Source organism: Aestuariibaculum sediminum, assembly GCF_014596945.1.
In the GTDB taxonomy this organism is placed as follows: domain Bacteria; phylum Bacteroidota; class Bacteroidia; order Flavobacteriales; family Flavobacteriaceae; genus Aestuariibaculum; species Aestuariibaculum sediminum.
Genome location: NZ_JACVXB010000001.1, coordinates 918,434 through 932,455, shown reverse-complemented (window position 1 = coordinate 932,455; position 14,022 = coordinate 918,434). Strand labels below are relative to the sequence as shown.

At 35.6% G+C, this 14,022-nt stretch carries 14 protein-coding genes; 6 read left to right on the top strand and 8 right to left on the bottom strand.

Features of this window, described 5'->3' with window-relative positions:
* Window positions 1-84: 84 nt before the first annotated feature.
* Together rsmI and ICJ83_RS04265 are read right to left on the bottom strand one after the other, a co-directional pair.
* Window positions 85-759 carry a 16S rRNA (cytidine(1402)-2'-O)-methyltransferase gene (gene rsmI / locus ICJ83_RS04270; RefSeq protein WP_188229103.1) on the bottom strand — a complete coding sequence of 225 codons (675 nt, stop codon included), beginning with the start codon at window positions 757-759 and terminating at the stop codon, window positions 85-87.
* Window positions 759-1,502 carry a hypothetical protein gene (locus ICJ83_RS04265; RefSeq protein ID WP_188229102.1) on the bottom strand — a complete coding sequence of 248 codons (744 nt, stop codon included), beginning with the start codon at window positions 1,500-1,502 and terminating at the stop codon, window positions 759-761. The genes rsmI and ICJ83_RS04265 overlap by 1 nt, the downstream gene beginning before the upstream one ends.
* Window positions 1,503-1,608: 106 nt before the next feature.
* Between ICJ83_RS04265 and ICJ83_RS04260 the strand changes: the two genes are divergently transcribed.
* The 4 genes from ICJ83_RS04260 (at window position 1,609) to ICJ83_RS04245 (ending at window position 4,969) form a co-directional block, all read left to right on the top strand.
* Window positions 1,609-2,262 carry a thymidine kinase gene (locus tag ICJ83_RS04260; protein WP_188229101.1) on the top strand — a complete coding sequence of 218 codons (654 nt, stop codon included), beginning with the start codon at window positions 1,609-1,611 and terminating at the stop codon, window positions 2,260-2,262.
* Window positions 2,255-3,361 (top strand): alanine racemase, encoded by a 1,107-nt coding sequence (alr, locus tag ICJ83_RS04255; RefSeq protein WP_188229100.1) that lies wholly within the window; start codon window positions 2,255-2,257, stop codon window positions 3,359-3,361. The genes ICJ83_RS04260 and alr overlap by 8 nt, the downstream gene beginning before the upstream one ends.
* 66 nt (window positions 3,362-3,427) lie before the next feature.
* Entirely contained in the window at window positions 3,428-3,829 is a 402-nt protein-coding gene (gene mscL, locus ICJ83_RS04250) for a large conductance mechanosensitive channel protein MscL (RefSeq protein ID WP_188229099.1), read from the top strand.
* Window positions 3,830-3,979: 150 nt separating this feature from the next.
* On the top strand, window positions 3,980-4,969 hold the full coding sequence (locus tag ICJ83_RS04245; protein ID WP_188229098.1) for an aspartate-semialdehyde dehydrogenase: 990 nt from the start codon (window positions 3,980-3,982) through the stop codon (window positions 4,967-4,969).
* Window positions 4,970-5,028: 59 nt separating this feature from the next.
* Here the strand turns inward: ICJ83_RS04245 and ICJ83_RS04240 are convergent, their stop codons facing one another.
* Window positions 5,029-5,985 (bottom strand): M28 family metallopeptidase, encoded by a 957-nt coding sequence (locus ICJ83_RS04240; RefSeq protein ID WP_188229097.1) that lies wholly within the window; start codon window positions 5,983-5,985, stop codon window positions 5,029-5,031.
* Between the two features lie 221 nt (window positions 5,986-6,206).
* Here ICJ83_RS04240 and ICJ83_RS04235 point away from each other — a divergent pair, with 221 nt between their 5' ends.
* Both ICJ83_RS04235 and ICJ83_RS04230 read left to right on the top strand, forming a co-directional pair.
* Window positions 6,207-8,330, top strand: a complete 2,124-nt coding sequence (locus ICJ83_RS04235; protein WP_394354295.1) for a prolyl oligopeptidase family serine peptidase — start codon at window positions 6,207-6,209, stop codon at window positions 8,328-8,330.
* Between the two features lie 64 nt (window positions 8,331-8,394).
* Window positions 8,395-9,309 carry an ABC transporter ATP-binding protein gene (locus ICJ83_RS04230; protein ID WP_188229095.1) on the top strand — a complete coding sequence of 305 codons (915 nt, stop codon included), beginning with the start codon at window positions 8,395-8,397 and terminating at the stop codon, window positions 9,307-9,309.
* 1 nt (window position 9,310) lies between these two features.
* Here ICJ83_RS04230 and ICJ83_RS04225 read toward each other — a convergent pair whose 3' ends face one another.
* The 5 genes from ICJ83_RS04225 to ICJ83_RS04205 all read right to left on the bottom strand — a co-directional run bounded on the left by ICJ83_RS04225 (window position 9,311) and on the right by ICJ83_RS04205 (window position 13,906).
* On the bottom strand, window positions 9,311-10,411 hold the full coding sequence (locus tag ICJ83_RS04225) for a DNA helicase PriA (protein ID WP_188229094.1): 1,101 nt from the start codon (window positions 10,409-10,411) through the stop codon (window positions 9,311-9,313).
* A complete protein-coding gene (locus ICJ83_RS04220) occupies window positions 10,411-11,538 on the bottom strand; it encodes an SPFH domain-containing protein (protein ID WP_188229093.1) in 1,128 nt (375 codons plus the stop codon). Before ICJ83_RS04220 ends, ICJ83_RS04225 begins: the two co-directional genes overlap by 1 nt.
* 93 nt (window positions 11,539-11,631) lie before the next feature.
* Window positions 11,632-12,096 (bottom strand): GreA/GreB family elongation factor, encoded by a 465-nt coding sequence (locus ICJ83_RS04215; RefSeq protein WP_188229092.1) that lies wholly within the window; start codon window positions 12,094-12,096, stop codon window positions 11,632-11,634.
* Window positions 12,083-12,766 carry a monofunctional biosynthetic peptidoglycan transglycosylase gene (gene mtgA, locus ICJ83_RS04210; protein ID WP_188229091.1) on the bottom strand — a complete coding sequence of 228 codons (684 nt, stop codon included), beginning with the start codon at window positions 12,764-12,766 and terminating at the stop codon, window positions 12,083-12,085. Before mtgA ends, ICJ83_RS04215 begins: the two co-directional genes overlap by 14 nt.
* 30 nt (window positions 12,767-12,796) lie before the next feature.
* Entirely contained in the window at window positions 12,797-13,906 is a 1,110-nt protein-coding gene (locus ICJ83_RS04205; protein ID WP_188229090.1) for an NAD(P)/FAD-dependent oxidoreductase, read from the bottom strand.
* Between the last annotated feature and the right edge of the window lie 116 nt (window positions 13,907-14,022).

Genomic DNA, 14,022 nt, shown 5'->3' with positions numbered 1-14,022 from the left:
CTATTTTAATTTTTTTCACAGTGAATGCACACCTATAAATTATCCATTTTCGTGAGATGCTGAAATAAATTCAGCATCGCGAATTTATTTTCCTTTACCTGCAACTATAACGACAATTTCGCCTTTAGGTGGTTTATTCGTGTAATAATCTAAAACCTCTTTTGCGGTTCCGCGAATGGTTTCTTCATACAATTTTGTAAGTTCTCGCGATACCGAAACCTGTCGGTCTTCTCCAAAATATTCACAAAAATGCCCAAGGGTTTTGACCAATTTATGCGGACTTTCGTAAAAAATCATGGTGCGCGTTTCCTCTGCAAGAAATAAAAAACGCGTTTGACGCCCTTTTTTCACAGGAAGAAAACCCTCGAAAACAAACTTATCATTAGGTAAACCCGAATTTACTAAGGCAGGCACAAAAGCTGTTGCGCCTGGTAAACACTCAATAGCAATACCGTGTTCAATACACGCTCTTGATAATAAAAACCCGGGGTCGGAAATAGCAGGAGTTCCTGCATCACTAATTAAAGCTACGGTAGTGCCACTCTTTAATTTTTCAACAATAGACTCTACCGTTTTATGCTCATTATGCATATGATGCGATTGCATATGGGTAGTAATCTCGAAATGTTTTAACAATTTACCTGAAGTTCGGGTATCTTCAGCTAAAATTAAATCTACATCCTTTAAAACTTCAATAGCTCTAAAAGTTATATCTTTTAAATTTCCAATGGGAGTGGGTACAATATAAAGTTTACTCATTAATTAAATTTACCTTCAATAATCTCCATAAATCGCGTTTCATACTCCTCTTTATTCGCCCAACCATTATGGTCCGGCTTTACCATAGACTCAATAAATTGTTTGGCTTCACTAAAAGACCCTATGGTATTAATTTGTGAAATAACGCGATCGTAATCGGCACCATTTCCTTCAAACAAATGCTTAATAAAGGCTAATTTATCATTTAATCCAATGGATAATCCGCCATTTTTAAGTTTATCGTTTAACGATTTTTTATCGTTAACAGTGCCATTCTGTTCTTTAGGAACGGGGTCGAAAATAGGCATATTTTTATAATCTGCTGTTAAATCTTCTAAATCGTTTTTGTGATATTGTGGCTTAGGAATAATATTGTCTAGTTCCGGAGCAGAATCTTGGACAATATCTGGCATAAAAGCAACCATATTTTTTATTTTCTCTATGGCAGGCTCCATAATACCATCATCTTCTTTTTCATCCAGATTTATAAAAAGGCGGTCGTCTATCTCACGATTATCACTTATTTTATCATTAAATGCAGAATCTATCATACCATAAAAAGCCCCTTGATCGGACATAGAAGGCAATTCGCCATCTGTGTTTTCGTAAGCAAACTTTAATACCGTTAATTTTTCTAGAAGCACTGTAGCCTCTGCATGCATTTTTATAACGTCTTCCCGTCCCTTCAGTTTTAGAATTCTATGTGCAATACTGATTAGCTCAGATTCAAGTTTCTTCTTCATAGCTACAATTTTAAAATTAATGTTCTTAAGGCTTTTGATTTTTAATAAATTTACTCCACCTTTATACAAACATATAATCGCTTTATTTTAGAGTTAAATTTACGAAATGTTTCTTGAAAATACAGTAAATCATAAAGAACAATTTGGATGGATAGAAGTGATTTGCGGATCGATGTTTTCTGGTAAAACCGAAGAACTTATCCGCAGGCTTAAGCGTGCTCAGTTTGCAAGACAAAAAGTAGAAATTTTTAAACCCGCTATCGATACTCGATATAATAACGACATGGTGGTTTCGCATGATGAAAACGAAATACGTTCCACCCCCGTTCCTGCAGCTGCAAATATTCCTATTCTTGCCGACGGCTGTGATGTTGTTGGCATTGATGAAGCCCAATTTTTTGATGATGAAATTGTACGCATATGTAACGATTTAGCAAACAAAGGCGTTCGTGTCATTGTAGCCGGTTTAGATATGGATTTTAAAGGAAATCCTTTTGGTCCTATGCCTTATCTTATGGCAACAGCCGAATATGTTACTAAAGTACACGCTGTATGTACCAGAACTGGTAATTTAGCCCAATACAGTTATAGAAAATCTACCAACGATAACCTTGTGCTGTTAGGTGAGACCGACGAATACGAACCTTTAAGCAGGGCTGCTTATTACAAAGCAACCATGCGCGATAAGGTTAGAAATATTAAGGTGAACGATGCTGAACAAATTACTCCCAAACCAAAAGACTCCGAAAACAATGCCTAAAGCCGAAGAGACCATTTTAGAAGTCGATTTAAAGGCACTTAAACACAACTATAAATATTTAAAATCCAGAATTCCGTCGGAAACTAAATTTTTAGCAGTAGTGAAAGCGTTTGCTTACGGCAGCGATGCCTGTGAAATTGCATTATATTTAGAAGAATTAAACGTAGACTATTTTGCCGTCGCTTATACCAGCGAAGGTGTTGCCCTCAGGCAAGCAGGAATTACAACTCCTATTTTAGTTTTACATCCGCAAACCGTAAGTTTCGAAACTTTGATAGCGCATAAGTTGGAACCCAATTTATACAGCAAGAAAATACTTGAAGAATTTATAAATCTTGCAACAAAACTTGAATTTAAGAACTATCCTATTCACGTAAAATTTAACACAGGATTAAATCGTTTAGGATTCTCGAAAGATGATATTGATTATCTGTCAAAAACTATAAAATCGAATTCAGTTCTTAAACTGACTTCTATTTTTTCGCATTTAGCCGCCAGTGAAGATTTAAATGAAAAGGACTTTACTCTTAAACAAATAGATAGTTTCAAAACCATTGCCAAACAATTTTCACAAACTATAGGGTTTAAACCCATGATGCATATATGTAATACCTCAGGAATATTAAATTATCCTGAAGCACATTTTGATATGGTAAGAAGTGGCATTGGACTTTACGGGTATGGTAATTCTGAAAAAGAAAACAAAAACTTAACGCCTATAAGCTCTCTAAAAACAGTTATTTCACAAATCCATAATATTCAACCTGGTGAATCGGTTGGTTACAACCGAGCTTTCATTAGTAAAATACCAATGAGAACAGCAACCTTACCCATTGGCCACGCCGACGGTATTGGCAGACCCTACGGAAACGGTAAAGGGTACGTGATTATAAACGGTAAAAAAGCTCCTATTGTTGGAAACGTTTGTATGGATATGATTATGGTAAACGTGACCGAAATTGCTTGTAAAGCCGGTGACGAAGCCATTATTTTTGATGCTCAATCTTCGGCAGAAATGTTAGCCGAAACCGCCAAAACCATTTCTTACGAACTTTTAACAGCTGTATCTCAGCGAGTAAAGCGTGTTTTTTTGAAATAAATATATTACAGTTTTTAAAGTTTTTATTTACTTTAGTATTTCACTAACTAATATAAAAGCTTAATTATGTTAAAAGAGTTTAAAGAATTTGCCATGAAAGGCAACTTAATCGACATCGCTGTTGGTTTTGTAATGGGTGCCGCTTTTAAAGAAGTGGTAACATCATTTACCGGAGGAATTGTATCTCCACTAATAGGTTTAATATTTAATGCCGACTTTAAAGATTTGAAATACGTTATACAAGAAGGTGTAGCAAATGCTGAAGGTGTTATTGAAGGAGAAGTATCGGTTCTTTGGGGAGCCTTTGTAACCAATGTTATAGACTTCATTATTGTAGCGTTTGTTATGTTCTTAATTGTGAAAGGTGTTAATAAAATGAAAAAGAAAGAAGAACCTGCTCCAGCACCACCAGCCGGACCTTCTCAAGAAGATTTATTAACTGAAATTAGAGATTTATTAAAGAAATAACGAAGTGTTAATTAAATAACAATGTGTTATTTGTTGTTAAAAAGCCTTGGTTTTAAAGAAACTAAGGCTTTTTTTTATTTTTAAAATAGAATTAATAATTAGTTTTGTCTTTCGAAAATTAAAAAAAACGATTTAAACTAAAATATAAAGATGAAAGTAGCTGTTGTTGGTGCCACTGGTATGGTTGGCGAAGTGATGCTAAAAGTATTAGAAGAACGTAATTTTCCTGTTACAGAATTATTATTGGTTGCCTCAGAACGTTCTGTAGGTAAAAAGATAACCTTTAAAGGTGAAGAGCATACCGTAATTGGTTTAGCTGATGCAGTAGCTGCAAAACCACAAATTGCCATTTTTTCAGCGGGCGGGGACACATCTGTAGAGTGGGCTCCAAAATTTGCTGAAGCTGGAACTACTGTGGTCGATAACTCTTCTGCTTGGAGAATGGATCCAACAAAAAAATTAATCGTTCCAGAAATTAATGCTAACGAATTAACTAAAGAAGACAAAATTATCGCTAATCCCAACTGTTCAACGATACAAATGGTATTAGCTTTATCTAAACTTCACGAAGCTTATAAAATGAAGCGCATCGTGGTTTCAACGTATCAATCGGTATCTGGTACTGGCGTGAAAGCCGTAAAACAATTAGAAAACGAGATCGCTGGTGTAGAGGGAGAAATGGCATACCCATATCCTATCGGTAGAAATGCATTGCCACACTGTGATGTATTCATGGAAAACGGCTACACTAAAGAAGAAATGAAACTAGCCAGAGAGCCACAAAAAATATTTAACGACAAAACCTTTTCTGTTACCGCTACTGCAGTACGTATTCCGACGGCCGGTGGACACAGTGAATCGGTAAATGTACAGTTTGAAAATGATTTCGATTTAGCAGAAGTGAGACAATTAATTAGCGAAACACCTGGTGTTGTTTTACAGGATGATACTGCAACAAACACCTACCCAATGCCAATTTTAGCGCATGATAAAGATGAGGTTTTTGTGGGTCGTTTAAGACGCGATGAATCGCAACCTAATACATTAAACATGTGGATTGTTGCTGATAACCTGCGCAAAGGTGCCGCAACAAACACCATTCAAATTGCTGAATACTTAGTTGAAAACAACTTGGTATAACCGTATAACTAAGTGAAACTATATCAAGCTCCTGTAAGATTTACAGGAGCTTTTTTTATTTAATCCTGCGCTATAAAATACAACTCCTCATTAGACGATGCTTTCTTCAAAATGGTTTGAAAAATATATTCACAAACCATTTTTTCTCCCGGTAAATTAATAAGTTCTAAAGTATCTTCAGGTGTGTGGTATTGCGGATGACCACCAGTATGCATACCTAAAACTGAAATGCCCTTTTTATAAAACGATACATGGTCTGAACCGCCAACACCACCAGCATGAACTACGGGATTCAAATCTAACGAAGTGCCCAATTCTTTCATAAAATCAACACCACCTGGAAAGGTGCCTGCTCCGCCCATATACACATGTTTTTGCTCATTAAGTCGACCAACCATATCCATATTGATCATTAACTTTATATTTTCGACAGGTACCAACGGATGTTCTGTAAAGTATTTACTTCCCAATAGACCTTGTTCTTCGGCGCCAAAAGCAATAAAAATAACACTTCGTTTTAAGTCTTTTTTATGAGCTGCCAACTTTTCAGAAATTTCTAATAACGCCGCAGTTCCACTGGCATTATCATCGGCACCAAAATGAATAGCATTTTCCTTATCCGATTTCGATGATGGCCCACCAAGCCCTAAATGATCGTAATGGGCTCCCAAAACAATATATTCATGCTTCAATTTCGGGTCATTCCCCTCTATAAAACCTATCACATTACAAGTTTTTGCCAAGGGTTTTTCAGCTTCACCTTCTTTAATTCTCAATTTAGCTTTAAAATGTTGTTTAAAACCTCCTTCAAATGCATTTAAACCAGAAGCCTTAAAATCTTTAATTATATATCTAACAACCCGTTTGTTGGCTTTTGTCCCTGGATACCGACCGCCATTTTTTTCTAAGGTTAGAAATTTTATGTGATTTTCGATTTCCTGCTCAGTAACCTCAGATTGAGCAAATGTTGACAGTGTGCTTGCAGATATTAGTATTGCTAAAAATAATTTATTCATGATTGCATTAATGTTTGTTTAAAAACTTCAGACTATCACTAAAAAAATAGTCTTCGGTAAGTGATTGGTGCGCTACTTTCTAATTAAATTAGGGTCTTGTAAAGTTCGAAAATAAAGTAATAATTCTTAAACTTTTAAGACGAACAGCATAAACTAAGCCATTTTCGTTATTTTTGAATGCATTGAAAATCAAAAAACAAATGAAACAAGTCATTATTTGTATGAGCATAGCTGTTAGTTTACTGGCTTGCAAAAATACTTCTGAAGAAAAAAAAGTACAAGTGATTTATCCTGAAACGAAAACTGTAAAAACTGTAGACACCTATTTTGGTATTGAAGTTAAAGACCCCTACCGATGGCTAGAAGACGACCGAAGCCCCGAAACAGAAGCTTGGGTAAAAGCCGAAAACAAAGTAACATTTAATTATTTAAACCAGATTACTTACCGTGATTCACTAAAAAACAGACTTTCAAAAATATGGAATTACGAAAAAATAGGCGCACCATTTAAAGAAGGCGATTATACCTATTTCTATAAAAACAATGGTCTGCAAAATCAATATGTAATTTACAGATATAAAACTGGTGAGTCTCCGGAAACAGCAAATGTATTTATCGATCCTAACACGTTTAAGGAAGACGGTACCATATCGCTCGATGCCATAAAATTTTCTAAAGATGGAAAAACGCTAGCTTACAGCATTTCTGAAGGCGGAAGTGATTGGCGTAAAATACTGGTAATGGATGCCGAAACCAAAACCATAACCGAAGACACTTTAGTTGACGTAAAATTTACTCAAATATCGTGGTATAAAAATGAAGGCTTTTATTATTCGAGTTACGACAAACCCGAGGGGAGCGAATTATCGGCTAAAACCGATCAACATAAAGTATATTACCACAAACTGGGCACGCAGCAATCAGAAGACGTCTTAATTTACGGCGGTACCAATAATGAAAAACACCGCTACATTTATGCTTACGTAACCGATGATAATCACTTTTTAATACTTACTCCTAAAGTTTCAACCAATGGCAATAAACTTTTAATTAAGGACCTTACAAAACCTAACAGCGATTTTATTACCATTTTAAATCATACCGATAGTAATACATCTATCATAGAAAATGAAGGTTCTAAATTATTTTTGGTAACCGATTTAAATGCATCGAACCGAAAAATTGTGACTGTCGATGCTTCCAATCCTACTCCAGAATATTGGGTTGATTTTATTCCTGAAACCAAAAATGTTTTAAGTCCGTCCACTGGTGGCGGTTATTTTTTTGCACATTATATGGTTGATGCCGTATCTAAAGTATTACAATACGATTATAACGGTAATCTTGTTAGGGAAGTCTCTTTACCCGGTGTTGGCACTGTTTCTGGCTTCGGAACTAAAAAAGAAGAAACCGAACTTTATTACTCATTTACCAATTACATAACTCCCGGAAGCATTTATAAATATGATATAGAACATGGAAAAACGGAACTTTACAGAAGTGCAAAAATAGATTTTAACACCGAAGATTACGAGAGTAATCAAATATTTTACACCTCGAAAGACGGTACTAAAATCCCTATGATTATTACACATAAAAAAGGGTTAGAATTAAACGGCAAAAACCCAACAATACTTTACGGTTACGGAGGCTTTAACATTAGCCTGACGCCATCTTTTAGTATTGCAAATGTCGTATGGATGGAACAAGGAGGTATCTTAGCCATTCCAAATTTAAGAGGTGGTGGTGAATACGGAAAGGCTTGGCACGACGCAGGTACCAAACTTCAAAAACAAAATGTTTTCGACGACTTTATTGCTGCCGCAGAATACCTTATTGAAAAACAATATACCTCACCAAATACCTTAGCCATTCGTGGCGGTTCAAATGGTGGCTTGCTCGTTGGTGCTGTTATGACCCAACGTCCGGACCTGGCACAAGTAGCTTTACCCGCTGTTGGCGTTTTAGACATGTTACGTTACCATACTTTTACAGCAGGAGCCGGATGGGCTTACGATTACGGCACTGCCGAAGACAGTCCTGAAATGTTCGAATATTTAAAAGGTTATTCTCCTGTTCATAATGTAAAAGCTGGTGTGGAATACCCAGCAACCTTAATAACTACAGGCGACCACGACGACCGTGTAGTTCCTGCCCATAGCTTCAAGTTTGCGGCCGAACTGCAAAATAAACAAACAGGTGATAACCCAGTTTTAATTCGTATTGAAACTGATGCTGGACATGGCGCTGGAACACCTGTAAGTAAAACTATTGAACAATATGCCGATATATATGGTTTCACACTTTATAACATGGGTTACGAAAACCTACCCACAAATCCATAATAACTGCATTGAAAATTAAAAAATCGCTTTTAAGGAAGCGATTTTTTTATGCTATTTTTGTACCATGCTACATGTAAAAAACCTTTCCTTTAGTTATAAAACACAAACCATATTAAGCAATATTTCATTTTCGGCAAAACCAGGTGAACATCTGTCTATAATTGGTGAAAGTGGTTCAGGAAAAAGCACGCTTTTAAAGCTACTTTATGGCTATTACGACTTGCCCCATGGTGAAATACACTGGAAAGACACCGAAATTCTTGGCCCTAAATTTAACTTAGTCATTGGTTACGATTTCATGAAATATGTGGCACAAGAATTCGACCTGATGCCTTTTACATCGGTCGCAGAAAATATAGGCGATTTCCTTTCGAATTTTTATCCGGAAGAAAAACAAAAACGGATTAACGAACTTTTACAAGTTGTTGAATTAGAAGATTTTGCTAACACCAAGGTAAAAACATTAAGTGGCGGACAAAAACAACGTGTTGCCATCGCCAGAGCTATAGCAAAACAACCAGAAATCTTGTTGTTAGATGAACCCTTTAGTCATATCGATAACTTTAAAAAACAATCGCTTAGACGCAACCTTTTTAAATATCTAAAAGACAACAAAATAACTTGCATAGTAGCAACGCATGATAAAGACGATGTGTTATCATTTTCAGATCAAATGATGGTGTTACACCATGCTAAAATTATGGCTCAGGATACACCACAAAACCTATTTAAAAACCCTCAAAACAAATTAATCGCTTCTTTTTTTGGAGAATACAACATAATTGAAAACTATGGTGTTGTGTATGCGCATCAATTAAAATTGCACAAAAACGGAACTTTAGAAGCCATTGTAAAACAAAGCTATTTTAAAGGAACATACTATTTAATTGAAGCCGATTTAAATGGGAAAACTGTATTTTTTGAGCATAACGATATGTTAGAAAAGAATACGTTGGTGAACTTAACGATTAATACATAATTTATCTCGCCAACATTACTACAACCAGAATTATAATACCGACAGTAAATACGGTAAAGAAAATTTTCCAAAACGAATAAGGCCGTTCACCTGAAATCGCTCCGTTTTCACCATTAACATAAAAGTTATAGCGCTTCCCTTTAAATTTGTAAGTACTAATATAAACAGGCAATAAAATATGCTTAAAAGTTTCGTTACTTAACTGCATATCTATTGAAGATACGCGCTGGGTATCTCCACCAATATCGCGGCGCGCCCAATAATTAGCTATTTTCCGAGCTTCATCGGTAGATTCCAAATGCCCATCTTTTAAAGAAATCGTATATTTTTCGGTAACAAACCCCGAAAGATAACTGCTATCGAAAGGCTTTAATAACTTTAAATTCCAATGCGCTATTTTTAAAGGAATATTACCTGTATTTTGTTTAGAAGCTTTTACAAGCGTATCGTCTACAAAACCACTAACATGTCCGCTGGCATAAGTCCATCTGGTGCGACGTTCTCTGCGAGTACGAGTTACTGTTTTTCCATTTTGAGTAGTTGTGTAGGGTACATTTACATAATAATAATCGCCACGCTGCCCTGTATAATCGGCATTTAAAAACGCATCAAATGTCCAATATGGTAAATACAAACCACGCGTAAGATCTGGATTTAACGCAGCCTTTTTGAGGTTATTTGGTGCAAACCATAAACCACCCACCCAATTTTTAAAAACCTGATGTGCTTTTTTATGATCAATCTGAAAGGGTAAAACAGCGCCTGGTAAAATCCATTCTTCTTCACATACATCCTCAATAATAAGGGGCATACTACAATATACACAATGTAATGATTTGTAATGTTCTTCGATATGCTGATTGGCACCACAGTTTTTACATTGCAGCATCGAAATAACTTCACTATGTGATTGCCCTCCAATTTTATCTAAATAAGGTTTTAACTCCAGTTCTTCAAAACCTTGATTTTTTGCTGCTATAGTTTCTTCGTTACCACAATATTCACATATCAAAGTGGTGGTTCCTGGTGCGTATAGCAATTCAGCACCGCAATTAAGACAGGCTTTTTTTAATTCAGATTTTTGTTTTTTAATGTCTTCCATTATTGCGGTGGCAATGGCGGCGGTGTATTCCCTCCTAAAAACACTTTAAGTTCTTCAACCTCTTTAATCGGAGACCAGTTACTCATACCTTGCTTCCAAACTAAAGTATCCTTATTTACAGTACGCCCGGCAAATAGCGCTTGAAGTTGTTCGAATGAAACCGGCCCTGCCTGAGCTCCATTAAGCGCATAATAATATTGTACAGCTGCAGGAATTGGTGGCGGTGTAACTTTAGGGCTAGCGGTATTATTATAATTTGCAGGTTGCTGCATAGCCGTTCCCATTTGTTGGGCCAATACATACCCCATACCCATGCCCATACCTGCACCAGCAGTTCCTCCTTCATTATTAGCAGCAGCTTCAATGGCTTTGGCCGTTTTAAATTTGGTTAACTTGTCTAAATCTAACTTATCAATTCTACTGTACTCAAAGATTTCTTTTTTCAAATCTTCTGGCATCGATACATTTTCTATAAAGAATTTTTCTAATGAAATACCTACACTAGTAAAATCAGGTTGCATAACTTCTTTACAAGTCTCAGATAGTTCTGTGGTATTGGCTGCATATAATTCTATTGGCAATTTAGCCTCACCTACTGTATCAGTAAAACGTGTAGCGATTAAACTTTTAAGATGCTCGTTAATTTCAAAATTGGTGAAGTTATTATCGGTTCCAACAATATCAATAATAAATTTGCCAGCATCATTAATTTTAAAGGCATAAGTTCCAAAAGCTCTTATTTCTACAAGTCCGAAACGGTCATCGTTTAATATTATTGGGTTTTTGGTACCCCATTTCTCATCGGTAAATAAATGGGTGTTTACAAAATATACTTCAGCTTTAAACGGACTATTGAAGCCATATTTCCAACCTTTTAATGTTGAAAGTATGGGTAGATTTTGTGTATTTAAGGTATATGTACCTGGATTAAATACATCGGCCAATTGGCCCTCATTTATAAAAACCGCCATTTGTCCTTCGCGAACAATGAGCTTGGCATTATTTTTTATTTCATTTTGATACCGCTCGAAACGATAACAAATGGTATCATCGGTATAATCCAGCCACTCAATAATATCAATAAACTCTTGACTTAATTTTTCTTTAATGGTATCGAAAATCCCCATGTTTTTAGGTGTTGTTAAAGTTGATGTTTAAAGATATGAAAAAATAGAAATTAGTAAGCTTTTTTGTACGTTAAAGCGGTTTGAATTTTACATCTAAAAAATTTTAGTTATCGTAAACATTTGGCTTCTAAAAGTAACCTTATCACCTACAGCTTTCCCCAACAATAATTGCCCAATTGGGGTACCAGGAGAAATAGCAAAAAACGAATCTTGTTCTAACTTTAATTCACCAAGACTAACTGAAATAAAATAATTAGCCTGCGTGGTATAAACCACACTACCTAAACTTACTTTAGAAGATAGTATGTGACTATCTATTTTAGATAGTACCTGTTTAACTTTGTTAATTTCGGCGAGTTGTTGTCCTGCTTTTTCACGTTCTAATTGAAGCATGGCACGACCGGTTTCATGCTTATCGCCTGCCGTGCTTTTAGTTTCGGAAGCTAAAGATTCCTGAATTTGTTGAATTTGCCTTTGAATGACTTCAAACCTTTCGTTTACTAAAAACAAGCATTTGGAATGCAGCTGCTGTTTGATTTCTGTATTATCTTTTGTCATAAGAAAGTGCGCCGAAAAATTGCATTTGATTAACTATCCATTTTTTTCTACCTTGAATATATGTCGATGCCGGATTGGCTTTGTAATGTTTCGGGCTGGGCAAAATGGCCGCAATGGCCGCAGCTTGCTGAGGACTTAAATTTGATGCAGATTTTTTAAACCAAAACTGAGATGCTGCCTCAGCTCCATAAACACCATTACCCATTTCAATGCTGTTTAAATACACTTCCATAATACGCTTTTTACTCCAGAGAAGTTCTATTAAAAAAGTAAAATACGTTTCTAAACCTTTACGTAGCCAACTACGCTCTGGCCATAAAAATACATTCTTTGCTGTTTGCTGACTAATGGTACTACCACCACGCATTCGCTTCCCCCTTTTGTTATGCTCTATTGCTTTTTCAATGGCTTTAATATCGAAGCCATTATGAGTTAAAAACAATTGGTCTTCACTACAAATTACAGCTAATTGTAAATTTTTTGAGATCTTATCAATAGATACCCAATCGTGCTTCCAAAAGGTTCTCGTTGCTTTATCTTCTTCAAAATACCGTATTACCATTAACGGTGTAACCGGGACAGGAGTCCATTTAAAAAGAACTACCAGAAGCACCGTAATGATTACAAAATAGACACATAATTTTAATAAAAACCGATATAGTCTTTTCATTTTTTGTTTTTAAATAAATTGCAACTACTCTCATGCTAACTCGGCAAGTTCCTTTCCAACTACACTGCCAATTGCAATACCCATACCACCTAATCGAACACCGCAAAATACTCGATTTGATACCGCCTTAACAATGCTATTTTTCCCGTTACCCACGCCCATAATACCACTCCATCGATGTTCTATTTGAAAGGGTGTTTCAGGCAATATTACTGTTTTTAAAATTGTTTCCAATGTATTTTGAATACTTTCTGTTAGTCCAAATTGCGAGGTTTCTTCACCTTTAAAATCCAGATTTCTACCTCCACCAAAAAGGATTCTATCATCTATATTTCTAAAATAATAATAGCCTTCATCAAAATGAAACGTGCCTTTTATATGAAGATTTTTTAAAGGTTTCGTAATAAGGACTTGTGCTCTGGCTGGTAGTACCGGTTCGTTTATTAAATGTTTGGCAAATCCGTTAGTTGCTATAAATAATTTGTATGCGGTAAACTCAAAAATGTTAGTCTTTATTTTTACTGAATTTTCAATGTCACTAAACCCTTCTACCAAACAATTATTTAAAATTTTGATGCCTTTTGATTGTACTTTATTAAGCAAGACTTCCATCATAAGACCTGTATCAATTTGGCCTTCAAAAGGGTTAAACACACAATCATTTTTGATATTTTTAAAATGAAAACTATTTGGCATTACCTGATAAACTGGACAGTTAAATACTTGATGCAACAAACGATTTACCCTACTGATTTGTTCTAAACAAGTATCATAACAATGACTATCCTTTAAAAAAAGCTCGTAACCGCCCCAGTTTTTATAACCTATAGCATGATTTCCCAGCGTTTCTTTTAGTAACTGTAATCCATCCACTCGCTTTTTTACCAGCTTTACAACTTCTTGTTCTGAGTGGGTATCTAAGTCCTTTATAATTTCACTTAAACTTCCAAAACAGGCAAATCCTGCATTTTTTGTACTGGCGCCTTGGGGGAGAAATCCCTTTTCTAATATTAATATTTTAGCCTTAGGAAAGCGTTTATTTAACTGTAAAGCACAGGTAAGTCCAACAATTCCACTACCAACTATACAAAAATCGATGTTGGTAAGCCAGGATTTTATTTCCCAATAGGAGAAGTTCACTATTTTAGTAATTTGCTTTTAGTAAAAATAGTGATTTCATGTTAAGGATGGAACCCTTGTTGGAGCTCTTTTTATGGTTTAGTAAACTATAAAAAAGCGACTGGCGAGAGCCTGAC